The organism is Kutzneria chonburiensis (assembly GCF_028622115.1).
Classification (GTDB): Bacteria; Actinomycetota; Actinomycetes; order Mycobacteriales; family Pseudonocardiaceae; genus Kutzneria; species Kutzneria chonburiensis.
On sequence record NZ_CP097263.1, the window covers coordinates 4,993,069 to 5,016,816 of the forward strand.

25 protein-coding genes and 1 pseudogene are annotated in these 23,748 nt (G+C 69.5%); 8 read left to right on the forward strand and 18 right to left on the reverse strand.

The window, feature by feature from the left end; genetic code table 11:
* Window positions 1-79: 79 nt before the first annotated feature.
* From M3Q35_RS22365 to M3Q35_RS22410, 10 genes and pseudogenes are all read right to left on the reverse strand, one after another.
* Window positions 80-778: a DsbA family oxidoreductase gene (locus tag M3Q35_RS22365; protein WP_273943926.1), complete on the reverse strand. Its 699-nt coding sequence runs from the start codon at window positions 776-778 to the stop codon at window positions 80-82.
* Window positions 747-2,102: pseudogene (locus M3Q35_RS22370) on the reverse strand (purine-cytosine permease family protein); the annotation flags it as partial. The gene M3Q35_RS22365 and the pseudogene M3Q35_RS22370, both read right to left, overlap by 32 nt.
* Before the next feature lie 64 nt (window positions 2,103-2,166).
* Window positions 2,167-2,424, reverse strand: coding sequence for a Rieske (2Fe-2S) protein (locus M3Q35_RS22375; protein ID WP_273943927.1), 258 nt, complete (start codon window positions 2,422-2,424; stop codon window positions 2,167-2,169).
* Entirely contained in the window at window positions 2,421-3,233 is an 813-nt protein-coding gene (locus tag M3Q35_RS22380) for an iron-containing redox enzyme family protein (protein WP_273943928.1), read from the reverse strand. The genes M3Q35_RS22375 and M3Q35_RS22380 overlap by 4 nt, the downstream gene beginning before the upstream one ends.
* Window positions 3,230-4,006, reverse strand: coding sequence for a dihydrodipicolinate synthase family protein (locus tag M3Q35_RS22385; RefSeq protein ID WP_273943929.1), 777 nt, complete (start codon window positions 4,004-4,006; stop codon window positions 3,230-3,232). Before M3Q35_RS22385 ends, M3Q35_RS22380 begins: the two co-directional genes overlap by 4 nt.
* Window positions 4,006-4,500, reverse strand: a complete 495-nt coding sequence (locus M3Q35_RS22390; RefSeq protein WP_273943931.1) for a DUF6190 family protein — start codon at window positions 4,498-4,500, stop codon at window positions 4,006-4,008. The genes M3Q35_RS22385 and M3Q35_RS22390 overlap by 1 nt, the downstream gene beginning before the upstream one ends.
* Window positions 4,493-5,671, reverse strand: coding sequence for an aminotransferase class I/II-fold pyridoxal phosphate-dependent enzyme (locus M3Q35_RS22395; protein ID WP_273943932.1), 1,179 nt, complete (start codon window positions 5,669-5,671; stop codon window positions 4,493-4,495). Before M3Q35_RS22395 ends, M3Q35_RS22390 begins: the two co-directional genes overlap by 8 nt.
* Before the next feature lie 295 nt (window positions 5,672-5,966).
* A complete protein-coding gene (locus tag M3Q35_RS22400; protein WP_273943933.1) occupies window positions 5,967-6,641 on the reverse strand; it encodes a DsbA family oxidoreductase in 675 nt (224 codons plus the stop codon).
* Between the two features lie 40 nt (window positions 6,642-6,681).
* A complete protein-coding gene (locus M3Q35_RS22405; RefSeq protein WP_273943934.1) occupies window positions 6,682-7,572 on the reverse strand; it encodes an oxygen-binding di-iron domain-containing protein in 891 nt (296 codons plus the stop codon).
* 16 nt (window positions 7,573-7,588) lie between these two features.
* Window positions 7,589-8,557, reverse strand: coding sequence for a DMT family transporter (locus M3Q35_RS22410; protein ID WP_273943936.1), 969 nt, complete (start codon window positions 8,555-8,557; stop codon window positions 7,589-7,591).
* Between the two features lie 106 nt (window positions 8,558-8,663).
* Here M3Q35_RS22410 and M3Q35_RS22415 point away from each other — a divergent pair, with 106 nt between their 5' ends.
* From M3Q35_RS22415 to M3Q35_RS22430, 4 genes are all read left to right on the forward strand, one after another.
* Window positions 8,664-9,284, forward strand: coding sequence for a TetR/AcrR family transcriptional regulator (locus M3Q35_RS22415; RefSeq protein WP_273943937.1), 621 nt, complete (start codon window positions 8,664-8,666; stop codon window positions 9,282-9,284).
* Window positions 9,285-9,547: 263 nt separating this feature from the next.
* Entirely contained in the window at window positions 9,548-10,582 is a 1,035-nt protein-coding gene (locus tag M3Q35_RS22420; protein ID WP_273943938.1) for an AMP-binding protein, read from the forward strand.
* A 25-nt stretch (window positions 10,583-10,607) separates the two neighbouring features.
* Complete coding sequence (locus M3Q35_RS22425) at window positions 10,608-12,131, forward strand: aminotransferase-like domain-containing protein (RefSeq protein ID WP_273943939.1); 1,524 nt, start codon at window positions 10,608-10,610, stop codon at window positions 12,129-12,131.
* 258 nt (window positions 12,132-12,389) lie between these two features.
* The gene (locus M3Q35_RS22430) at window positions 12,390-13,895 is read left to right on the forward strand and encodes a hypothetical protein (RefSeq protein WP_273943940.1); all 1,506 of its coding nucleotides are present in this window, start codon (window positions 12,390-12,392) and stop codon (window positions 13,893-13,895) included.
* Window positions 13,896-13,900: 5 nt separating this feature from the next.
* On the opposite strand, the gene M3Q35_RS22435 is transcribed toward M3Q35_RS22430, so the two are convergent.
* Window positions 13,901-14,323 (reverse strand): VOC family protein, encoded by a 423-nt coding sequence (locus tag M3Q35_RS22435; protein WP_379794630.1) that lies wholly within the window; start codon window positions 14,321-14,323, stop codon window positions 13,901-13,903.
* A 34-nt stretch (window positions 14,324-14,357) separates the two neighbouring features.
* Between M3Q35_RS22435 and M3Q35_RS22440 the strand changes: the two genes are divergently transcribed.
* Complete coding sequence (locus tag M3Q35_RS22440) at window positions 14,358-14,720, forward strand: hypothetical protein (RefSeq protein ID WP_273943944.1); 363 nt, start codon at window positions 14,358-14,360, stop codon at window positions 14,718-14,720.
* Here the strand turns inward: M3Q35_RS22440 and M3Q35_RS22445 are convergent.
* Window positions 14,717-16,882: an FtsX-like permease family protein gene (locus M3Q35_RS22445; protein WP_273943945.1), complete on the reverse strand. Its 2,166-nt coding sequence runs from the start codon at window positions 16,880-16,882 to the stop codon at window positions 14,717-14,719. The two genes, M3Q35_RS22440 and M3Q35_RS22445, sit on opposite strands and share 4 nt — an antisense overlap.
* Before the next feature lie 22 nt (window positions 16,883-16,904).
* On the opposite strand from M3Q35_RS22445, the gene M3Q35_RS22450 reads away from it, so the two are divergent.
* Window positions 16,905-17,033: a hypothetical protein gene (locus M3Q35_RS22450; RefSeq protein WP_273943946.1), complete on the forward strand. Its 129-nt coding sequence runs from the start codon at window positions 16,905-16,907 to the stop codon at window positions 17,031-17,033.
* A 13-nt stretch (window positions 17,034-17,046) separates the two neighbouring features.
* Here the strand turns inward: M3Q35_RS22450 and M3Q35_RS22455 are convergent, their stop codons facing one another.
* Entirely contained in the window at window positions 17,047-17,715 is a 669-nt protein-coding gene (locus M3Q35_RS22455) for an ABC transporter ATP-binding protein (protein WP_273943947.1), read from the reverse strand.
* A gap of 108 nt (window positions 17,716-17,823) precedes the next feature.
* Between M3Q35_RS22455 and M3Q35_RS22460 the strand changes: the two genes are divergently transcribed.
* Both M3Q35_RS22460 and M3Q35_RS22465 read left to right on the forward strand, forming a co-directional pair.
* Window positions 17,824-18,936, forward strand: a complete 1,113-nt coding sequence (locus tag M3Q35_RS22460) for a sensor histidine kinase (protein WP_273943948.1) — start codon at window positions 17,824-17,826, stop codon at window positions 18,934-18,936.
* Window position 18,937: 1 nt separating this feature from the next.
* A complete protein-coding gene (locus M3Q35_RS22465) occupies window positions 18,938-19,582 on the forward strand; it encodes a response regulator (protein WP_273943949.1) in 645 nt (214 codons plus the stop codon).
* Here M3Q35_RS22465 and M3Q35_RS22470 read toward each other — a convergent pair.
* From M3Q35_RS22470 to M3Q35_RS22490, 5 genes are all read right to left on the reverse strand, one after another.
* Window positions 19,562-20,230, reverse strand: a complete 669-nt coding sequence (locus tag M3Q35_RS22470; RefSeq protein WP_273943950.1) for an alpha/beta hydrolase — start codon at window positions 20,228-20,230, stop codon at window positions 19,562-19,564. The two genes, M3Q35_RS22465 and M3Q35_RS22470, sit on opposite strands and share 21 nt — an antisense overlap.
* Before the next feature lie 82 nt (window positions 20,231-20,312).
* Complete coding sequence (locus M3Q35_RS22475; RefSeq protein ID WP_273943951.1) at window positions 20,313-20,681, reverse strand: hypothetical protein; 369 nt, start codon at window positions 20,679-20,681, stop codon at window positions 20,313-20,315.
* A 95-nt stretch (window positions 20,682-20,776) separates the two neighbouring features.
* Window positions 20,777-21,583, reverse strand: a complete 807-nt coding sequence (locus M3Q35_RS22480) for a carbohydrate ABC transporter permease (RefSeq protein WP_273943953.1) — start codon at window positions 21,581-21,583, stop codon at window positions 20,777-20,779.
* Window positions 21,580-22,458, reverse strand: coding sequence for a carbohydrate ABC transporter permease (locus M3Q35_RS22485; protein ID WP_273943954.1), 879 nt, complete (start codon window positions 22,456-22,458; stop codon window positions 21,580-21,582). Before M3Q35_RS22485 ends, M3Q35_RS22480 begins: the two co-directional genes overlap by 4 nt.
* Window positions 22,455-23,717: an extracellular solute-binding protein gene (locus tag M3Q35_RS22490; RefSeq protein WP_273943955.1), complete on the reverse strand. Its 1,263-nt coding sequence runs from the start codon at window positions 23,715-23,717 to the stop codon at window positions 22,455-22,457. The genes M3Q35_RS22485 and M3Q35_RS22490 overlap by 4 nt, the downstream gene beginning before the upstream one ends.
* Between the last annotated feature and the right edge of the window lie 31 nt (window positions 23,718-23,748).

Genomic DNA, 23,748 nt, shown 5'->3' on the forward strand with positions numbered 1-23,748 from the left:
CCGGCTACTGCGTGATGGCTGGGGCGGTGCTGAAGCAGGCGAAACGCCCTGCGCCGGCACCGCGGGGTGCCGGCGCAGGTCACAGCAGCGAGGCGGCGTGGCCGAGCAGGCGCTCGAACACGGTCGGGTCGTAGGCACCGATCACCGGATAGCCGACGCCGAACCCGCCGTTCACCCAATCCACCCGTATGCCCGGGTTGGCCTCGTCGGTGCCGTCGGCCAGGAAGACGTGCGGGCTGCAGTTGACCCGGCCCTCCCGCGCCGCCTCGTACTGGGCCATCACGTCGGCCCGGGCCCGGCCGGTGTCCAGGTCCGCGGCCAGTTCCCCGACGTCGACGACGGTCGTCTCCTCGGCAACGTCCAGGATCACGTGCCGCTGGCTGATGCAGCGACCCTGGGCCCAGAACGCCTTGCGCAGGGCCAGATCCAGCTGCTCGCTGGCGTGCCGGCCCTGCCTTTTGGCCGCCTGCACGGCTTCCAGCGGCGGCAGCATGGTCACCGGGTACGTCCAGTCCGGGCCCTGCCACAGCCGCCAGCCGGCGTCCGGCTCCAGGCCGCCGACCACCGCCACCTCGGAGTCCACGCCGGGCCGCTCGTTCACGGTGCGGTTGAACAACTCCAGCGGGAACGCCCGGTGGTCGAACCAGATCCGCCCTTCCAGACCGAGCCGGCAGCGGGCCTCGTGCAGCTTGTGCACGGCCAGGTGGGCGAACGAGCAGTTCAGATCGGTGAACACGACGATCGTGTCAGGACTGCTGGGGTAGCGGGACTCGTCCATCGGACACCTCCGACCAGCGTGAGTTCAGTGCCACGTAAGCGATGGCCGTCGCGGCGAAGGACGTGAGGCAGCTCAGATCGAGTCCGCCCAACAGCTCCGCGATCGGTCCGATGTAGACTGCGTTGCCGACCGACAGCACGCCGACGATCACGCCCAGCGCCATCGAGCCGATTGCCCTGGGGTTGTATCCGTTGCGGTACCAGTATCTTCCGCCGCCACCGGTGGCGAACGTGCCGAGGTCGGCCGGGCGGTAGTCACCCTTGTGGTGCCAGTAGCCGATGATCATCACGGCCGCCCACGGCGACACCGCGACCAGCAGCATGGTCACGAAAGCGGCCATCGAGTCGACCGTGTCGAACACCATGGTGCCCACGTACAGCAGCACGAAGCCCAGCGCCGACACGAGAATCGTGGCGAAGGCCCGCGACTTGCGCCAGAAGATCGAGTTGGCCGACAGGCCGGCCGCGTACACGCACAGCGAGCCCTGCGGGAACGAGCCGACGAAGCCGAACACGATCACCACCACGGCGAACCAGGCCGGCACCGAGTCGGTCAGCGACTGCACCCACGGCTGGGTCTTGTCGACGAAAACCGTGGTCGCGTAGGCGCCGGCGAGCAGCGCCAGCAGACAGCTCAGCAGCAGCGAGCCGCCGTTCCACAGCATCAGCTTCGACGCCTTGGTGCCCGACGGGAAGTACCGGCTGTAGTCGCCCTGGAAAGTGGCGTAGGACAACGGAACCGAGGTGGCGACCAGCGCCGACAGGATCCACGTCGGCCAGAAGCCGCCCAGGGCATAGGAACCGCCGGCGTACTCGGCGGAGAACTGCGGCGCCAGCACGAGAACCAGGCCCAGCGTCACCAACCCGCCGACCACCGCCGTGATCTTGTACATCGCGATCAGCGTGGCATGGCCGTACACCGCGACCAGGATCACCGCCACCGCCACGACCGGCATGGTCAGCGCCAGGGCCGCCAAACCTGTTGGCGTACCGAACATTCGGTGCCCGGCGACCATCACCGCCGTGCCGCCGGTCCACACCGTGATGGCGAAGAAGCCCAGTCCCACCCCGATGGTGATCACGTTCGTGATCACCCGGCCCTTCACGCCGAAGTGCGCACCGCTGGCGATCGCGTCGTTCGTGCCGGTCCGCAGCCCGAACAGGGCCACCGGCGCCACCAGGGCGACGCCGAGCAGCAGACCGACGGTGATCGCCGTGACACTGGCCCACCAGCCCAGCCCGAACACCACCGGCAGCGCGCCGAGCACCACCGTGCCGAAGGAGAACTGCGCGGAATGCCATATCCACAGGAAGTCCGACGGCCGCGAGACGCGCTCCCCTCCGGGATCACGTCAATGCCATGGACTTCGAGCTTGCCGGCTCGGTCGCTCATCGCGGCAACTCCCTCACCGGCAGGGCCGGACAGTCGGGCCCGGCCACGCGCTCCCCCGTACCCAGGTCGAAAGTCGCGAAGTGCAGCGGACAGGTGATCCGCAGCCGCTTCTCGTCCACGTAGCCGTAGCGCAGGCGCCCGCCACGGTGGGGACAGGCGGCCGGCACGACAATGTGCCGGCCGCCCGCGGACACCAGGACCTCGTCCTCGCCGAGCGGGGTGAGGACGTCCGAGCCGGTCCGGCGGCCGATCACGGGGCCACCTCGCGGGCCTTGGCCACCGCGGCCTCGGTCGCGGCGGCGGCGATCTCGCTGGTCAGCTCCACGCCGGCCCACACCTTGGCCAGGTCGAGCCCCCGCTCGGCGTCCAGCTCCATCAGCGCGGTGCGCATCTGCTTGCTGTGGAAGTCATCGATGTACAGGTGCTCTGTGTAGTACTTGTCGTTGCGGACGCCGAGCCGCTTGGCCGCGGCGGCGTAGCACTTGAAGGCGTACAGCACGCTCGCCTCGAAGTACGCGTACGCGCCGAGGAAGGTCTCCGGCGCGGGCGCGCGCCGGGCCAGCCAGTGGAACAGGTTGACGTAGGCGTAGCTCTCCTCGTTCCCGTTGTCCACATAGGACTCAAGTTCGGTGCTCATACCCAGTTCGGCCAGCAGTTCCCGGTACAGCTGGGAATGCGCCTGCTCGACGTTGCCGCAGCCGAGCTCGTCGATCAGCACCCGGAACACCGCCATGCCGGCCCGGTGCGGCAGCCGCGGCACGATCGGCAGGTGCGACAACGACTCCACGAGCCCGTCGACCGCGAACTCCCCCACAACAACCTTGAACTGCTCCAGCGTCGCCTGCTCCGCGAGGTACGCCTCGGCCTGCGAGCCGGCGGCCTCCTCGTCCCGCAACCGCTCCGACAGTGCGGTGAACAACGCCGTGCGACTGGTGAACCGAGGGGCCGACGCGGTCAGTTCGGAAACCCTGGTGCCGAGCCACTTCTCCTCGATCTCCAGCATCTCGGCGTACTCGTCGGCGGTCGGCACCGACCGGTTGAGCTGGTAGAGCCGGCGCATCATGTCGCGACCACCTCGTCGCTGTCGAGCACACCCCGCTGGCGCAGCTCCTGCTTGACCCAGCGGTACCAGTCGTCCTTGAACACGCCGTACTTGACGCAGGCCTCGTTGATCGCCGACTGCTTGCGTGCCGACGGCTCGGCCAGCATTGCGTTGCACAGCCCCGGTTCCAGGTTGGCCAGCGGTCCGATCAGGCCGGCGACGCCGGTCACCTCGGACAGCAGGTTCTCCCAGCCCTCGAACACCGGGATGCTCAGCTCGGCGGCGATCCGACTGGTCAGCTCGGCGTCGCCGCTGGACTCCTTGATGCCGGCGATGCCCGGCAGCTCGCAGATCCGCAGCAGCGTCTCGACGGCGATATGGTTGCCGGACAACGCCTGCTCGTTGTACAGGAAGATCGGAACCTGCACCGCGGCCCGCAGTTCCCGATAGTGGGCCAGGATCGCGTCCTGGCTGACGTCCACGCCGAACGGCGTGGTGACGACCACCGCCGCCACACCGAGCTCCTCGGCCACCAGCGACCGCTCGATGACGGACCTGGTGTCGGGCAACTGGATCCCCGATAAGACCGGTAAACCGTTGGCGTGTCTCAAGGTGTAGCCGACCATGTCGAGCCACTGCTGCTCGGACAGCGCCCAGCCCTCGCCCGAGCTCAGCGTCGGCATCAGCCCGGTGACCTCGGCCCGCACCGACTCGATCAGCCGCTGCACGCCCTTCTCCGCGACCGCGCCACCGTCCATCGGCGTGATCAGCGGCACGATGGTTCCCTTGTGCATCAACGCTCCTCGAGGAATTCGGTCGGCACCCGCAGTGCCAGCGACTCGCCGTACATCCGCTCGAGCGGTTCGGGGAAAGCGGTCTCCCCGGCCGCCGACAGCGGCTTCACCGGCAGGTCGGTTCGAGCCGCCAGCCGCGGGTTCGGGGTGCGCAGCACCGAGCCGGTGGCCAGCACCATGCCCATCAGCAGCCGCTCGGGCATCGGCAGGTCCTTCAGCGCCGGCTCGTCCAGCGCGGTCCGCACGTCGTCCTCGGTGTAGGCCGGCCGCTCGATCCGCAGCACGGTGTGCAGGTTGTCCATGAACGGGTAGTAGGCGTCCTGGTCGGCCCGGCCGTAGGTCCACACCAGCGCGTCGCACCGGCCGACCTGCTCCTGGCTCATCAGGACCGAGCCGTCCAGCCGCTCGACGAAGAACGCCTTGCAGGCCAGGCGGATCGGCTCGTCCGCGCAGTGCATGCCCATGAACAGGGCGGCGTCGATGACCTCACGCATCGGCGCGCAGCGTCTCACTGATGGCCCGGATCGCCTGCGTGAACAGGCCGGGGTCGCGGGCAAGGGCCAGCCGCACATAGCGCTCGCCGCGCGCCGGCTCGTTCCAGTAGAAGTAGGTGCCGGGCAGCACGTACACGTCCCGCTCCTGAAGCATCTGCTGCAATCGGGTCGCGGTCAGCTCCGGGTCGGTGATCCGGAACCAGGCGACGCTGACGTTGACCACCGGCTCGATGTACTCCAGCACCGTGCCGGCCAGACCGGCCCTGGCCACCTCGCGGTTGCGGGAGATGATGTCGCCGACCGAGGCCAGCGAGTCGTCGATGGAGTCCTCGATGTAGTGGCTGACCATGTTCAGCACGAACGGGGACACGTTGAGCAGCACGCTGGTGTGCAGGTTGTAGACGTCGTCGTGGATGTCGTCGCTGGCGGTCAGCATGGCGCACTTGGCGTCCTGGATCGGCCAGGTCTTGCCGGTGTCCTCGATGATCAGGTACGTGACGCCGGACTCCTCGAGCAGCCGGTAGACGTCGAACCGGTCCACGTTCTTGTCGGCCAGCGCGAACGAGGCGAAGCACTGGTCGATCAGCAGCGTCTTGCCGTGGTCGACGCAGAACCGCACGATCTGCTCGAAGCCGGAGCTGCCGTCCTTGAGCAGGCTGAACCCGGTGGGGTTGTTGGGATCCACGATGAACAGGGCGTCGGTGGTCACGGTGGCCTTGAGGCCCTCGTAGATGCCGTCCAGGTCGTGCAGCACCGACTCGTCGACGGCGTTGAGCGGCACGTCCATGTTCTTGAGCAGGTCGACCAGGTTGTCGAAGCACGGCTCGATCAGCGACACCGACATGCCCCGCCGGCGCAGGAACATCGCCGCGACCATGGTGGACACGCTGGCCGCGTAGGACAGCATGGTCTTGCCCAGCTTGGCCGCCGTCGGCTGCTTGTGCAGGCGGAAGAAGGCGTCGATGAACTTGTGCTCGAAGAAGGACTGCTGGTTGTCCTCCGACTCGTACCACAGCTTGGGCAGCCGGGCGACGATGTCCTCCTGGCTGCTGGACTGGTGCTGGTGGGTGTGCGCGTCGGCCAGGTTGAACCGCGTCTTCAGCGCCTGGATCTCGTGCTGGGTCAGGTCGACGAGCCGGTTCTCGTCGATGACAACGGCATTGTCCGCCATTACTTCCCCTTAGATCGGGTAGCCCAAAGAATTCGGCATGACACCGAGATAAAACGAACGGGACATCCGTTCGCGAACTCCGATCGCATCGAGCAGCTCGGTTCATCGGAGCTAACGAAAGCCTAGGGCTAACCTGACGGAAACATGGTAACGGCAAGGTAACGATACCGAGGTCACGGCCGTTTTCGGGGCCAATTCGCGACGATTCATAAGGGCCAATTCGCCCGTCGCACGCGTACGAAAAAGGGGTGCCACCATGCCGGTGGCACCCCTTGTTCCGTTCGGAGCAGAGTCGTCAGAGAGAACGCTTGAGCAGCTCGTCGACCACCGACGGGTCGTCCCCGCCGATCACCGGCCAGCCGACGCCGTAGTCGCCCTGCCAGCCGACCTCGATGCCCGGGTTGGCGTGGTCGGTCCCGTCCGGCAGGAACAGGTGCGGGCTGCAGTTGACGACGTCGGTAGCCGACACCGCCGCCTGCTCGGACAGCGCCGTGCGGGCCCGGCCGTCGTTCAGCGACGCCTCGATGTGGCCGGCGTCGATGCCGACCTCGGCGGCGACGTCGAGGATCACCCGCTGGTTGGTGATGCACCGCGACTGCGCCCAGAAAGCCTTGCGCAGCCCCAGATCCAGCTTCTCGGAGGCGTCGAGGCCCTGCTCCTTGGCCGCCTGGACGGCCTCCAGCGCCGGCAGGGTCGACGACGGGTAGAGCCAGTCCTTGTCCTGCCACAGCTGCCAGCCGGCGCCCGGCTCGACGCTGGCCATCCGGCCGACCTCGCTGTCCGTACCGGTACGCGGACTCGGCGCGTTGTTCAGCAGCTCCAACGGAAAGGCCCGGTGGTCGAACCGGATCTCGTCCTCGAGGCCGAGTCGTTTCCGGGCCTCGTGCAGGCGGTGAATCGTGATGTGGGCGAACGAGCACCAGATGTCGGAGAAGACGATCACGACACCCTTGGGCGGCGTCACATCCATGGTCACTCCTCGGGAATCGGATGGCGGCCACCTGAGTGGCTCACTTGGCTCCGGGCGGCGCACGTGAGTGGCTCAGGTGGCGTCCAGGGCCAAATGAGCCACTCAGGTGGGAAAAATCAGGCGCCGGCGGCGGGTAGGGGTCGTTGAACTCGAGGCGGCCGAGCACGGCCTCGGGGTCGATCTCCTCGGGCGGCAGCACCTGCGGCAGCGACGGGATCCGGGCCATGGCGTCGAGCAGCCGGTCCACCCGCCCTTCCACGGCCGGCCCGTGCGAGCTGAGGATGCGATCGGCCCCCAGCGCCCGGATCTGGTGCAGCACCACCTCGAACTTGGCCGGGTCGGTCAACGCGACCCACGGGTGGTTGGACCGGTTGAACAGTGAGAAACCCTCGAAGTACTCGGCCTCGGTGACGTCGTCGACGTCGTTGGCCACGGTCGGCAGCACGGAGCCGAAGCTGTCCGCGCTGAACAGCGTGCGCGAGCCGTGGTCGTAGGCGGCGAGCGTGGCCGGCGAGTCGAAGGCCGGCGGGCGCAGGATGCTGATCTCACGGTCGCCCGCGGTGAACGAGCTGCCGGGGTTCACCAGCCGCAGCCGATCGCGCGGCAGGTCCCATTCCTCGGAGAGCCGCACGACCGACAGCTGGCTGGTGACGAGAACCGCGTCGGGCGCCTCCCGCATGATCTGCACGATGTTGCCGGAGTGGTCCCGGTCGTCGTGGGTGAGCACCAGCCACCGCAGGTCGGCCGGGTCGACCACGGACCACAGGGTGTCGGCGAAGTCGACGGCGTCGATGGGCATCCCGGTGTCGACGAGCACCGGCTCACTGCCCCGGACCAGGTAGCAGTTGACCGGTAACAGGCCGGCGCCGGGAATGGGTAACTGCGACGGCAGGACGTGCACGTCCTTGGCCGCGACATAGGCCTCACGCATGGGTGGTCTCCGCCGATCAGGTGAACTGGATCAGGACCGAGCCGACGACCAGCAGGCCGAGGCCCGTGATCCGCGGCGCGGTGAGCTTGCGCCTGACCATCCGGAACAGGCCGAAGCTGTCCACGGTGGCCGAGGAGATCTGCTGCCCGGTGACGGTCAGCGCGACGGTGCCGGCGGCGCCGATGGCCGGGATGGCCAGGAACGTGACCAGCACGTAGATGGACGCGCAGATGCCGCCGAGCCAGCCCCACCACGGCATCTCCCGCAGCGGCGCGAACTTGGGCGCGGGCGTCCTGTTCAGCGACCGCAGCACGACCAGCACGATGAAGATGGCCAGCACGGCGACCAGGAAGCTGATCATGTCGACGGTGACCGGGTTGCCGACCACCTCGCGCAGCGACGAGTTGATGCCGGCCTGGATGGGCAGCACCGCGCCGCCGACGATGCCGAGCAGGACCCAGGGGATCTGCCCGGCGCGGGTGCCGGCCGGGGCGCCGGCCGCGCCGACCGACTTGGCCAGCACGGGGGCCTTGGCCGCCGCGCCCTGGCCGCGGATGATCACGACGATGCCGGCGAGCAGGGCCAGCACGCCCAGCGCGATGCCGACGCTGACCGGCTTGCGCGGGATGTCGAACAGCCCCAGCAGGTCGATGCTCAGCGACGAGATCATCTGGCCGGTCACGAACAGGCCGCCGGCGGCCAGCGCCCCCAGTCTCGGGAACAGCAGGATGCCGCTGGTGATGTAGATCGGGCTGGCCAGGCCGCCGAGCAGCTGCCACGGCTGGGCGTGCGAGATCTGGGCCAGGCCGCCGAAGCCGCCGACCACGGCGGTGGCCAGCACCAGCACGCCGGCGGCCACCCCCAGTTGCAGGGTCGACGCGCCGTACGGCGTGCCGACCGCCTTGTTGAGCTGCACGTTCACCGAGGCCTGGATGGCGAGCAGGCCGCCGATGAGCAGTGCCGAGATCACGAAGATGGCGTCCATCCCCTACCTCACCGCTAAGTGGACACTGTGACCGGTTATGGGAGTGACGATAGACTAGAAGCGGACACGATGTCCAGTTACCGGCGACTGGGTTAAGGTGACGACCATGCCGAGCAGGACTCACCCCTTCGACCTGCCGATCGTGGGCTCCGACGGGCTGCCGGCCCGCCCGGTCGAGCGGGCCGACGCGGCGCGCAACCGGGCGAAGGTGCTGGCCGCGGCCGAGCGGCTGTTCGCCGAGGCCGGCACGGACAGCGTCACCATGGACGAGATCGCCAAGGCCGCCGGCATCGGCCGCGCCACCCTCTACCGGCGCTATCCGGACACCCGGTCCATCGCGCTGGCCCTGCTGGACGAGCACGAGCGGGCGCTCCAGGCGAAGATCATCCTGGGCGCGCCGCCGCTGGGCCCGGGCGTGCCGCCGGCGCAGCGGCTGGCCGCCTTCCTCGGCGCGATGGTCGACCTGCTCGAAGGACACCTGCACCTGGCGCTGGGCGCGGAGACCGGGCACGCCCGGTACACCACCGGCGCGTACGCCTTCTGGCGTTCGCACGTCCGGCTGCTGCTCACCGAGGCCGGCGCGAGCGACCCCGACACCCTGTGCGACATGGTGCTGGCGCCACTGGCCCCGGAGATCTACTGGTACCAGCGGCACACCCGAGGCCATTCGGTCGCGGAAATCGTGAGCGCATTGCACCTGCTGGCCGCGCGCACTGCCGCGTCCTGACCGACGGACCCTGCCGCCTGATGGCGGAAATCCCCGAATAGGCACGTCGACCTGACGCAGTTCGGGCGGTATGCCCGTCTCCTTGACATGGCGGAGATACGCTGTTTAGCATCCATTCCGCTATTCGCGGCACCTTTTCTGGGGACGAGGGATTCCGTGAACACATTCCGTGAGCGCTCGCTTCGCCCGCGAAGACCCGGGCCACTCGGGACCAATGTCGGCGGAGGAATATGTCGGATGGCCGAGATTGTCGGGGTCCGCTGATGCAGTGGCTGGAGGACGTGCTGCGGCGGGGCTGGACCTGTCACCGGCCGGCCGTGCACGCCGACGGCCGGACGCTGAGCTACGCCGAACTGTTGTCGGCCGCCGCCGCGCTGGCCGCGGAGCTGACTGAAACCGTTTCCCACCACCAACTTCAGGCCCTGATCGTGGCCGGGAACAGTGCCGAGCACCTCGTCGCCGACCTGGCCACGATGATCGCCGGCGCCGCGACCACCGCCCTGCCGCCGGACTCGACGGAAATCCGTCACACAGCCGCCGGTGCGGACGTCGTGCTGTGCGACGCCGACGGGCGTGTGGTCGTGGACGGGCTGGGCCTGGACCGTCCGATCAGGACGGTCGACGTCCGCGAAAAGCCTGGCGTGGCCCGACCCGAGCTGCCCGGGGATACCGACGACGCGCGCAAGGTGGTCGTCTGCCCGCTGGCCGAACGGGAATTCGCCCTGCCCTCCGCCGCGGTCGACGAGATGCTGCGGGCCGTACGGCTGCGCGCCCCGACCGGCGTCTGGCGGCGTTACCTCGCGCTGGCCCCGTTGAGTTCGCTCACCGAGCAGACTTTCGTCTATCTGACGTTGCAGCATCAGGGAACCGTTCTCCTGAGTAACGCCTTGCACGATGTCTCCGCCGCACAGCTGACCGCGCCGGTCGCCGAGTCGCTGCTTCGGCAGCATCCCGAGCTGGACGGCGAGGACCTGTGCCGGGCGCTGTTCGGCCCGACCACGCCGTACCTCGTGTGCTTCGATCCGGTCGCGCCGATCGACGAGCTCACCGCGCGCGGCGTGCCGGTGCATCGCGGCTTCGCCATCGGCACGTACCCGATAACGCTGGCGGCGCAAGGGACATCGGGGCACAGCGGCGAGCCGCTCAGCCACGTGTGGCTCAAGGTCGCCGACGACGGCGAGCTGATGGTCAAGAGCAAGTCCCACCTGATCATGCCGTGGCGGTCGGCCGACGACGGCTGGCTGGGGCTCGGCGTGCGGGGCAGTCTGGACACGGCCGGCCGCATCCTGGTCGGGTGACGGCCACTTCTCTTGGGGAGAACAGATGCCCGGGTTACCACCGCGCACGGTGCTGGACAAGGACGCGGAAACGCCGCTGTACCGCCAGTTGTACGACTGGCTGCGCAAGGACATCGAGTCCGGCCAGCTGCCGGTGGGCAGCCGGCTGCCGGCCACGCGGGCCATGGCCGAGCGGCTGGGCGTGTCCCGCAACACCGTGCTGGTCGCCTACGAGCACCTGCTGGCCGACGGATACGCCGAAGGCAAGGTCGGTTCCGGCACCCGGGTGGCCGGCCGCCGCGAGGACGATCGCTCGCCGGCCAAGCCTGAGCGCCGAAGACCGTTGGCGCAACGGCTTTCCGCCGCCGGACGGGCCATGCTGCGGGCCGAGCACGAGTTCGGCGGCGTGACCGAGGCCCGCCGGGACCCGACCCGCCCGTTCACGCTGGACGTGCCGGCGCTGGACCTGTTCCCGACCAAGATCTGGGGCCGGCTGCTGGCGACCAGGGCCGGTCGGGTGGATTCCCTGCTGGCCCAACAGTCGCCGGCCGGCTTCTGGCCGCTGCGCCAGGAGATCGCCGCCTATCTCGGCCTGCGCTACCGGATCCGCTGCACGCCGGACCAGGTGATCATCACCTCCAGCGCCTGCGCCACCGCCGGCCTGCTGGCCAAGCTGCTGCTGGCCGAGGGCACCCCGGTCATCGTCGAGGAGCCGTGCCGGCCGGCGATCCGGGCCGCGTTCACCGCCTTCGGCTTTCCCACCTGCCCCACGCCGGTCGACGAGCACGGCATGACCGTCGGGGCCTGTGCCGCCCGCTTCCCCGGCGCCCGCCTGGCCGTCACCACCCCGCACAGCCAGTTCCCGTTGGGGCACATCATGTCCCCGGCGCGGATGGCCGAGCTGCTGGCCTGGGCCGACCGGGTGGACGGCTGGGTGATCGAGGACCACGACGATCCCGGCAGCTGGTCCGAGCCGTCCGCGCCGACGCCGTGCCGGTTCGACGACGGCGGCCGGGTGATCCACATCGGCGAGTTCGGCCAGGTGTTGTTCCCCGGGCTGCGCATCGCATGGGCCGTGGTGCCCGAAGAACTGGCCGATGTGGTCACGACCGCCCAGCGTGCCTCGGTCGGGCTGCTGCCCATGCTGGAGCAGGCCGCGCTGGCCGATCTCATGTCCACCAACCACTTCATCCGCCACCTGCGGCGGGTCTCCGACGCCTACGGCGAACGCCGCGAGGTGTGCGTCGAGGCCATTCGCTCCTGCCTCGGCGACGGCCTGCCGCTCCAGACCTCGGCCCTGGGCACGCATCTCATCCTCGGCCTGCCGCCCGGCCTGTCGGCCGACGAGGTGGTGGCCACCGGCCGGCGGTTCCGGGTCCGGGCCCATGCCCTGTCCCAGTTCTACGCCAAGCCCTTCGACGTGCCGCAGAGCCTCGTGCTCGGCTTCGGCGCCACGCCGCCGGACGATCTCCGTGCCGGCGTGCACCGGCTCTGCTCGGTGTTCGCCGAGATCCAGCGGCCGCCGGCCACTCAGTCCACAGTGGACCACTCTCCGTCGGTCACGGTCTAGTCCCGGATTTCCGGGAGTACGCGGCGGATTTCCGTGTTAATGGCGTGGCAGACCCGCTGCGCCCATTCGGTTGAACATCACCTCGGGTCCGCTTTTCCGTGGTTATCGTGCTTGCGTGTTTTCGGCACCCGTCCGCGAGTGGAGGGCCGCTACGGCGGTCCTCTCACGGTGCGGCGACGAACCCGCGCCGATACTCGACCCCGTGCCGGAGCCCGTGCCCGAGCCGGAACCCCCGCCGCCGCTCAACGAGGTGATCAGATGAAGTGTCAGCAGTGCGGCTGGGACGACCACGGCGACTTCGCCTTCTGCGAGAACTGCGGGGCCAAACAGGCACCGGCCTCGATGGACACGGCGACGAAGGACGCGACCCGCTACCTGTGCGCGGCGGTGCAGCTCGATCCCGGGCTCAACGACTCCGCGCTGCGCGGCATTCTCCACGAGGAGCACCGGGCGGTCGCCTCGTCGCCCGGCATCGACCTCGTCACCGTGCTCAAGTACGGATTGGCGGCGCGGCAACGACATCTGTTACGCGACGGTGTACTGGGCGCGATCCTGTTCCTCTTCGTGATCGTGTTTCTCGGCTCGCCGGGGACCGCGCTGGCGTTGCTCGTCCCGTTGGGCCTGTGCGCCTGGCTGACCGTGTTCATCGAATCGATGGTCGCGAACTACAGCGTGGTCGCGGCCGAGCTCTCGCGTGACCGCTTCGACCCGGCCAAGGCGCCGCAGCCGGTGAACCGGCAGGACCGATTACGGCTGGCCGAGATCGAGGCCCGCGATCGGGGCAATGTCACCGTGTTCGCCGGCTACTCCCCGTTCGTCGGCTACGGCCGGACCGCCGGCCGGTGGTCGTTCACCCTCGACGTGGCCAAGCCGGCCGAGGACCGCACGCTCGTCGCGTTCACCGCGCAGGAACTGCGCGACTTCATCGCGGCCGATGTCGCCCGGCTCGCGCTGCCCGGCGTCGAGGTCGAGAACCGGATGTTCATCAACGGCCTCGATCTGTTGCACGGCTTCGAACCCGAGGTGCAGAAGGCGGTGTTGCCCGACGAGCTGGCCGCGCCGGTGTCCCGTGTGGACGATGCCGTGTTCGACCGGCTTCAGGACGATCCGCAGAGCCGGGCCCGGCCGTATCTGGTGCTGCGCATCGGCGGCTGGAGCGGTCAGCTGGTGGTGACGATGTTCCTGCGCTTCGCCCTGCTGCCGCAGAAGGACGTGCTGTTCGTCGAGGCCAACTACTCCCTGCTGACACCGATCCGGCACGAGTACCTGGCGATCGACCGCCTGTTGCCCCGGCCGACGTGGCGGCAGGTCAGCCGGCTCGTGTCGGCCAGCCTGGTCAAGACCTTGCCGGCGTTGTTCGGCGGCTTCTTCCGCACGGTCTCCGTGCCGCTGGCCGCGCTCGGGCGTCCGCGCAAGCTGCGGCGGGAGGCACGGGAGATCACCGAGGACCGCACGTTCAACTACGGCGCCGGGCCGAGCCTTCGGGAGCAGGCCGCCGACGGCGCGTACCACCGCTACTTCCAGCAGCTCGACCGCGAGATGTACGGCAAGCTGGCCGAGCGGCGCGTGATCGACGCACTGACGCGTTTCCTCGAGGACCACGGCGTCGACACCAGCGAGCTCGTCGAGCGCACCACCACGATCCTCAACCACGGCATCTACGTCGCCGGCGACGGCCGTATCGACGCCAAGAGCATCGCCGTCGGCAGCAACGCCGTGGCCCGCACCATCAACCGCGTGACCGAGGCCGGCCGTAAGGGATGACCGGACTAATGGGGCGAAACGAACACGCAGAACGGGTGGCCGGCCGGGTCGGCGTACACCCGCAGCGGCTCCTGCGGATCCTCGGACCGGTCGAGCAGCATCCGGGCCCCGAGCCGCAGCGCGCTGTCGTGGGCCGCGTCCAGGGCGTCGACCGTCGGCACCGTGAGATCGAGGTGCAGCTGCTGCGGGTGTTCGCCCTCCGGCCACGTGGCGGCCGGAAGGGCATCTACCTGCTGAAACGCCAGCTGTGACCCGTTCGGGTTACGCAGCACCAGCCAGTCCCGGCCGTTCGGGTCGGGTTCGCCCGGGGCCGGCGGCTCGTCGCCCTCACGGTAGTTCAGCCCGAGGAACCGGCGGTAGAACTCGGCCAGCCCGCGGGCGTCAGTGGTGTCCAGCACAACCTGACGGAAATTCGGCACTGTTTCCACACCACGCACCCTGGCACGGTTCTACGCTGCCGTCATGCCGGTCTCCAAGAAAGCCCGCGCCGCGGCCCGCCAGTTCCTCGATCCCGACGACGAGATCCGCTACATCTTCCCGGCGGACCTGATGCGGATGAGCCCCCGGCCGTCGGTGCTGATCGTGGTGACCCGCAAGGCGGTCAAGGTGCTGTCCACCGGGCGGTGGAGCCGGACCGCGCCCAAGTCGCTGGAAGCCGAGTACCCACGGCAGACCCGGCTCGGCCCGGTCAACACCCACATGGGCAACACCTTCAAGCTCGGCGGCTTCACCTACGAGGTGGACGAGGAGTACGTCGCCGTCCTCAACGCCGCCGACCTGGACCGAGCCGGCGACCTCCCGCCCGACCCGCTGCCCGACCTCTAGTCGACCCGCATGGCGGTCACCGGGCTCTCCCGGGCGGCGCGGCGGGCGGGGAGGAGGCCGGCGAGCATGGTGAGGGCGACCAGGCCGGCGGCGGTGGCCACCAGGAGCGGCACGGGCACGGTGAGCGGGGCGCCGAGGCCGAGGGAGAGCACGGCCAGCCAAGCGTGCGGAATGCCGATGATCAGTCCGAAGAGGACTCCGATCACGCCGTGCAGGGCGGCTTCCGAGACGGTGATGCCGCCGAGGGCGAGTCGGGTGAGGCCGATGGCCCGCAGCATCCCGGATTCCCGCCGGCGCTCGACCACCGAGAGCGCGGCGGTGGTGCCGACGCCGACGATGGCGATCAGCAAGGTGAGCCCGAGCACGGCGAGGGCCAAGATCTCCAGCGAGGCGATGAGATCACGCTGCTGTTCGCGGTACTGCGACAGCACGCTGACCTCGACGCTGGTGCCGAGGCTGGGCGGCGAATTCGTGGTGAGCAAGGCGTTCGTGGGGTGCGCGGACACGCCGAGCCTGTCCAGGTCGGCGGAGTTGATCACCACGCCGGCGCCGGCCAGCAGCTCGCCGACGACGATGGCGGTGACGTGCACGTGTACCGGGCCGAGGATGATGGTGTCGCCGAGCTTGAGCTTCAGTCGCTCGGCCTCGCTGGTGGTGATGACCGCCGTGCCGGGACCGACGTCGTCGAGCGAGCCCATGGTGGTCCGTAGGTCACCGAAGAGCGGCAGCTTGTGTATGTCCACATCGGACACCTTCAGGTTCCAGGGTGCGCCGTTGGCCACCAGGTTCTGTCGGGACAGGCGATATTTCAGACCGTTGATCTTGGCCACTACGGCCGCGGGGATCGGCTCGTCCTCCTTGAGCCCGGCCACCTCGACGTCGGCCGGGAAGGCCGCGGCGACCTGGGCGTCGTTGAACGCCCGCACGGTCTCGCCACCGACGAGCACGCCGGTCAGCAGCCCGGTCCCCAGCGCGACCACCGCCGACACGGCCGCAGCCCGCCGTGGCGCGCCGCCAACTCCTTGAACGGCAAGGCGAACCGTCGCACCGAGCGGGGCAAGCACCGCGCCGATGCCGCGCAGAACCGGCCGTAGCAACACCGACCCCAGGGCCAGCAGGGCGCAGAACGTCACCGTGCCGCTGGCGATGGTCAGCAGCAGGAAGTGCAGCACGGCACCGGACGGCCGATAGGCCGCGGCGATGCCGTCACCGAAGGCCTTGCGCACCAACAATCCCGCCACAGCCAGCAGCACGATCCCAATGGCCACGCGCAGCCGGCTCGCCGTCGACGAGTCACGGTCGGCGTCGGTCGCCCGCAACGCCTCCAGCGGGGACACGCGGGTCGCCGAGCGGGCGGGAGCCAGTGCGGCGAGCATCGTGACGAGCACCGATGCGGCGACCACGAGCGGCGTGAACGCCAGCGCCGGCCCGGGACCGCTTACGCCGAGGAGAAACGCCACCAGGTAGCCCGCGCCGACGGCGGTCGCGGTGCCGACGATGCCGGCGGCGAAGCCGACCAGAGCACCCTCGGCGACGAACGCCCGCACCAACTTCCGTTGCGGCGCACCGACTGCCCGCAGCAGCGCGGTCTGCCGGATCCGTTGCGCGAACACGATGCGGAACGTCGAGGTGGCCACCAGCAGCGCGGCGATCACGGCGACGATCACGAAGGCCGTCAGCACCGCGAGCAACGACTCGATCTTGCTGTCCTCGGCGGCCAGCGCCTCGTCCCGGGCCTGGTCGGCGGTGTGCACGCCAGGCAGCCCCGAAGATCCCTTGATGTCGATACGTTTGAGGTCGGCCGGAGTCACGGCGAGCAGGTTCGTGTCCGTCAGGTACGCGGCCGGCCCGTCGGCCGACGGCGCCTCGACGATCGCCGTGACCAGCAACGACTTCCCACCCACCGGGACCGTCGCGCCGATCTTCAGCCCCGACGCCGCCGAGGCGGCGATCTCGTTGCCGTGCTGCGGATACGTCCCCTCGACCACATGAACCCGGCTCAACGGCCCGGATCCTGGATCGGCGGTCAGCAGCAAGCGCTTTCCGTTCACGGTCAGCGTGGCGACCATCCGCCCGGCCGCCTCGACCACCCCGGGCGTGTGCCGGATCTTGTCCAGCTGGCCCGAGGCCGGGCTGCCGTCCGACTCCAGCACTTCGTCCACACCGGACGGAATGGTGGTTATTGTGGACAGTGCGGTGGCCTTGGCGATGTCGTGGGTCAGCATCGCTGCCGTGGCAAAGAAAGCCGCCACCATGATGGCGACGCCGGTCAACGCCAGCCGGGCCGGTTTGCGCAGCACGCCCCGCAGGTGAGTAGCGGTGAAGTTCACGCTGCCACCTGGCCGTCGGTCATGTTGATGATCCGGTCCGCGTACGACGCCGCGTGTGGATCGTGCGTGACCATCACCGTCGTCTGCCCGAACTCCCGCACCGCCGTACGCAACAACTCCAGCACCTGCTCGCTCGACGCCGAGTCCAGGTTGCCGGTCGGCTCGTCGGCGAAGATCACCTCAGGCCGGCCGAGCATGGCCCGAGCGATGGCCACCCGCTGCTGCTGGCCGCCCGACAGCTCCGACGGCAGGTGCCGCAGCCGGTCGGCGATGCCGAGCAGGTCGGCCAGATCGCGCAGCCTCGCCTTGTCCACCGACCGGCCGGCCAGGCCGGCCGGCAGCAGGATGTTCTCCCGCGCCGTCAGCTGCGGCAGCAGGTTGAACGACTGGAACACGAAGCCGACGCGGTCCAGCCGCAGCCGGGTCAGCCGGCGGTCGGACAGCGCCGTCATGTCGGTGTCGCCGAGCACCACCCGCCCCGAGGTCGGGGTGTCGAGGCCGGCCAGGCACTGCATCAGCGTCGACTTGCCCGAGCCCGACGCCCCCGTGATCGCCGTCAGCCGCGCCCGTCCGAACGCGACAGTGACCCCGTCCAGCGCCCGCACCTGCGCCGCCCCACGCCCGTAGACCTTGACCAGGTCCGTCGCGATGATCGCTTCCGCCATACCTCCAGCCTCGCCGCCACCCACTGCCCGCGCTTCTGCCCAAGGACCGGTCCGGCTATGACTTTCGGCCGACCTGCGCGGCCGGCCGGAGTGACTACGCTGCACCACATGCGCTATCTGTGGGCACTGTGCTGGCTGGCCGGCGCCGCGCTGCTGCTCACGCTGGGCGCGGTGGACTACGAAGCCGGCACGATCCGTGACGACCCGCTCGGGCTGCTTCAGCTGGGTTCGGGTCTGCTGGCCTGCCTGGTGGCGCTGGCCGGCCCTGGGCTGGGCCGCATCACGTTGCCGCTGGTCGCGGTGCTGCCGGCCATCTCGATGGTCGTCGCCACGGTGCTGACCGCGTTGGAAGCAGAGCGGCGGCCGCCGCTGACGTTCGCGGCCACGGTGGCGCTGTGCTGGCTGATCGCGCTGATCACCTGGCGGGGTCAGCGGGTGTTGGCGGCGATCACGGTACCGATCCTGGTGGCGGCGGTCGTGTTGCAGCCGCTCCTGCCCAGCACCAGCGGTATCACCGTGATCGTCGCGCTGGCGCTGGCCTTGGTGCTGGTGGTGTCGATCGCCGCCGGGCTGGCCGCCCGGCTGGTGGGGATCAGCCGGGAGCGGCAGGCGGCGGCGATCCGGCTGGCCCAACGGGCCGAGTTCGCCCGCGACCTGCACGACTACGTCGGCCACCACGTCACCGGCATCGTGCTGCTGGCCCAAGGGGCACGGGCGATGGCGGAGAAGAAGCCGGAACTGGTGGTACCGGCGCTGGAACGGATCGAGCAGGCCGGCACCGAGGCCATGGCGACCATGCGGCGCATGGTCGGGCTGCTGCGCGAGGCCGATGTCGGCGCGGACTTCAGTCCACCGGCGACGATCGAGGACATCTCCCGGCTGGTCACGGAGTTCGGGCCGGCGGCAACGCTGGAATTGGACGGCGAGTTCGACGGCATGCCGGCCGAGCTCCAGTCCACTGTGCACAGAATCGTGATGGAGGCGTTGACCAACGTGCGCAAGCATTCCGACGGCACACCGGCGGTCCGGGTCTCCCGGTCCGGGCAGTGGGTGCAGGTGCGGGTGGCCGACGACGGCCGGACGCGGCATGCCGGACGCGGCGGTTTCGGGTTGCGGGGGCTGGCCGAACGCGTCGCCGCGGTGGGTGGCAGCATCAAGGCCGGTCCAGGCGCCGCCGGCGGCTGGGTGGTCGAGGCGAGCCTGCCGGCGGGAGGTCACTGACGTGCCGATCACGGTTCTGATCGCCGACGACCAGGCGATGATCCGCACCGGGATCGCCATGATCCTGGCCGCCGAGGACGACATCGAGGTCGTCGGCGAGGCGGTCGACGGCCTGCACGCCGTGGAGCTGGCCGACCGGCTGTCGCCCGACGTGGTGCTGATGGACATCCGAATGCCCAAAATGGACGGTCTACAGGCGTTGCGGCAGCTGACCAAACCCGGTCGGGTCGCCCCGCCGAAGGTCGTCGTGGTGACCACCTTCGACGACGACGAGTACGTCTACCAGGCCCTGCGCGGCGGCGCCTACGGCTTCCTGCTCAAGGACTCCGGCTCCGCCCTGCTGGTCGAAGCCGTCCGCGCCGCCGCGGCCGGCGAGGCGCTGGTCAGCCCGGCCATCACCGTGAAACTGCTGCGGCAGCTCAGTTCCCCGTCCGGCGCCGCACCCGCCGCCGATCTCTCCGCCCGTGAGCTGGACGTCGTCAAGCTGGTGGCGCGTGGACTCACCAACACCGAGATCGCCGAGCGGCTGTTCATCTCCGTCGGCACGGTGAAGACGCACCTGGGCAATGTGCAGGCCAAGCTGTCGGCCCGCAACCGGGTCGAGATCGCGATGTGGGCCTGGCAGTCAGGCGTTGTCGACCGCTGACGCGAGCTCGTCCAGCAGCGCGGCGACCTCGACCGGCATGGACACCATGAGCGAGTGCCCGCTGGGCAGTCGCCGGACCGCGGTGGCGCGCTTGGCCATGATCTCCTGGAACTCCGGCGGGAGCGACTGGTCGCGCTCACACAGCACGTAGGTGGACGGAATGTCCCGCCACGCCGCGCCGACCTGCTTCTCCCGCCACGCCAACGCGCTTTGCGGCCGCAGCCGCGCCACCGCCTCGCGGGCCAGCTCGGGCGACACGTCGGAGTACATGGTGCCGATCGGGTCGTCCCGAACCGGGATCATCGTCAGCTCAGGTGGCAGCTCGCGGCCGGCGGTGGACATCAGGGACTCGCCGGCCTCGATCTGGAACGCCGCCAGGTAGGCCAGGTGCGCGACGTTCGGCGCGCCCACCGCGGCCTGCGACACCGGGATGCCGCCGTAGGAGTGGCCGACCAGCAGCACCGGGCCGTCGATCGAGTCCACCTTCTCACGGATCACCTTCGCGTCGGCCTCGACGCCGTAGGCCGGACCGGCCATGCTGGGCAGGTCCACCACATGCGACGGCCGGCCCAACTCCTTGCGCAGCAGGTCCCAACACCACGAACCGTGCCAGGCCCCGTGCACCAGCACGATCTCCGCTTCGGACATGAGGATCACGCTAGGCAGATCCAATCCGCCGCCGCCACCGCATTATCGGCGAACGCCGGGAAATCCTGCGCGATCGGTCGGCTCAGTTGTCGGTGTTCTCGGTGATGTCGGCGTCGCAGCGCACGGAGCCCTTGCCGTCCTTGGTGATCGGGCTGTCCTTCTCCAGCGTGATCGCACAGCTCACCGGCTGGCCGTCGGCGGCCTTCACCGACACCGTCACGTGGCCGAGACCGGAGGCCAGGATCTTCTGGTGGAACGGCAGGGTCTGCGGGCCGGTGCTCTTCTGCGGCGTGCTCTTCGGGCTCGTGCCGTCGGAGTTGCCCGGGTACTCGACGGTGACCTCGGCCGAGCCCGACCCGGTGACCTGGAGCGCGACCTCGTAGGTGTAGCTCTTGTGGCTGCACCCGCTGAGCAGGCCGGCGCCCACCGCGACCAGAGCGACCGTCGACATCACAGGAATCCTCGTCATGTCGGTATCGTCGCCGGTCGCGCCGCCCGGCCGCCTCTGTCCACGGACGGATCCGGCCTCTGACTTTCGGCCGATCCTCAGCCTTTGACCGAACCGCTCAGTCCGCCGACGATACGCCGCTCGGCCAGCACGAACACGCCCAGCGCCGGCACCATGGACAGCGTGGTGAAGGCCAGGATCCGGGCCGTGTCCTGGGAGTACTGGGATTGGAAGGTCGCCACGCCCAGCGGCAGCGTGAAGTGGCTCTGGTCGTTGAACACCAGCAGCGGCAACAGGTACGCGTTCCAGCTGGTCACGAAGGCCAGCACGGTCACGGTGCTCAGCGCCGGCATGGACAGCGGCAGCAGGATCCGCCAGAAGAAGCCCAGCCGGGACGCACCGTCCAGGATGGCGGCGTCCTCCACCTCCTGCGGGATGGCCAGCATGAACGGCCGCAGGATGAGGATCGTCACCGGCAGCGAGAACGCCGCTTCCGGCAGCGCCACGCCCAGCGGGTTTTCCAGCAGGCCGACCTGCCGCAGCAGCAGGTAGAGCGGTAGGGACGCCACGCCCAGCGGGAACAGCAGGCCGATCGTGAACACGCCGTACAGCGCTTCGCGGCCGCGGAACCGGTAGCGGGACAGGGCAAATCCCGCCATCGAGCCCAGCGCCACGGCCAGCCCGGTGGCGATCACGGCGATCACCGTGCTGTTCCAGAGGAATTCCCAGAACGCCGGCGCACCGAGGATGGCCGTGTAGTTGTCGGCCACCCACGGACTGGGCCAGCCGACCGGGTTGGCGTTGACCTGGGCCGTCGTGCGGAAGCCGCCGATCACGACGAAGAGCAGCGGGACGATGGTGATGCCGGCGACCAGAAGTCCGGCGAGGTAGGCGAGTTTTCTCATCCCATCGCCCCCTCGGTGTCCCGGCGCAGCGCGAAGCGCTGGTACACCAAGGCGAAGGCGAAGCAGATGATGAACAGGACCACCGCGACGGCGCTGCCGTAGCCGAACTCGTAGCGCTTGAAGCCGTGGTCGATGAGGTAGGTGGCCATGGTGGTGGAGGCGTTGGCCGGCCCGCCCAGGGTCATGATCCAGACGATGTCGAAGACCTGGAGCGAGCCGATCACGCTGAGGAAGATCCAGATGCGGATGGTGGGTCCCAGCAAGGGAAGCACGACGCGGCGGACGGCCTGCCCGGCCGACGCTCCGTCGAGGGCGGCGGCCTCGAGGAGCTCGGGGGGAATGCCCTGGAGGCCGGCGAGCAGCAGGATGATGCCGAAGCCGAGGTACTTCCACGTGATCACGGCGAACAGTGTGAACAGCACCACCTGCGGATCAGCGAGCCACTGGTGGATGACGCCGTGCAGGCCGAGGAAGGTCAGCGCCTGGTCGGTGAAGCCGCCGGGCTGCAGGATGAGCAGCCAGATCACCGCGGTGGTGGCCTCGGACAGCACGTACGGCGCGAACACGATCAGCCGCAGTGCTGCCCGCCCACGGAGCTTTCGGTTGAGCAGCAAGGCAATTGCCACGCTGACCGGCAGCTGCACGACCAGCGACAACACCACGATCACCAGGTTGTGCCCGACGGCGCCCTGAAAGACGTTGCCGCCCAGCACATCCCAGTAGTTGCCGAGGCCGACGAAGTCGGTCAGCGCGCCGAAACCCTGCCAGTCGTAGAGGCTGTAGTACGCGGCGACGATGATCGGCACGAGCACGAAGCCGACGAACAGCAGCAGCGCGGGGCCGAGCAGCAGGGCCAGTTCGAGCCGGCGCCTCACCTGTCCCCCGTCGCCGCCTGGCCGACCGTTGCCGCGACGCTGGCCGGGGTGCCCTTGCCCGCCACGAAGTTGGCGATGGCGTCGTCGAGCGCTTGCCCGACACTGGTCGGCAACGCGATGTCCAGGTAGGTCTGGATGTAGGTCGCCTTGCGGCTGAAGTCGAAGACCTGTCGCAGCGTCGGATCCTTCAGCGCGCTGGCGGCGTCCGGGTTGACCGGCAGGCCGATGCCGGCGGCGGCCAGCTTCGTCTGCACCTCGGCGCCGTCGATGTACTTCAGGAAGTCCGGGCAGGACGGCGGGGCCGCGGTGGTGCACGAGAAACCGTCGCCGCCGCCCAACGTGACGCCCGGGTCGCCGGCGCCGCCCTCGATCGTCGGGAACGGGAACCAGCCGAGCTTGCTGGCGAAGTCCTTGTCCTCGGTGAGCGCGGCCATGGTGCCGGGTTCCCAGTCGCCCTGTAACTCCATCGCCGCCTGCCCGTTGGCCACCATGCCGGCCGAACTGCCGGCGCCCTGCTGGGCCGGGGTGCCGAGGAAGCCCTCCTGGAACGGCTTCCTGGCCAGCAGCGCGGTGAGGTCGTCGCCGGCCTTGCGCCAGCACGGGTCGTCCAGCTTCTGCGCCTTGATCGACTGCTTGACCACGTCGGTCGAGCACTCGCGGACCGCGAAGTAGTCCCAGTAGAACGCGTCCGGCCAGCGGTCCTTGCTGCCGATGGCGACCGGCGTGACGCCGGCGGCCCGCAGCTTGTCGATGTCGGTGTAGAAGTCGGCCATGGTCGCGGGCGGGGTGGTGATCTGCGCTTTCTGGAACAGGTCCTTGCGATACCAGAAGCCGACCACGTGCAGGTCGAAGGGCACGCCGTACTGCTTGCCGTCGACCTGCCAGCCCTCGGCGGCCTTGCCGAGCGGGCCGATCCAGCTCGACACCGACGAGGTCAGGTCGAGCACCTTGCCGGACTTGATCTGGCTGGCCTCGCCGCCGCCACCCCACTGCTGGTAGAGGCCGGGCGGCGAGTCGGACTGCAGGGCCAGCGGCACCTTGGTCTGGAACTGCTCGTTCTGGATCGGATCGATGGAGATCGTGACGTCCGGGTGCGCGGCGTGATAGCCGTCGGCCACCGACTGCCACAGGCTCTTGAGCGGGTCGGAGGTGCCGTTGTGCCACCAGGTGAGCGCGCCGGAACCGGTGGTTCCCGACGAGCCGCACGCGGCGACGAGCAGCGCCGCGACCACGGCGGCGCACAGCCGGATGCTTCGCATGACTGGTCCACTCCTGACGACGTCGGCCGAG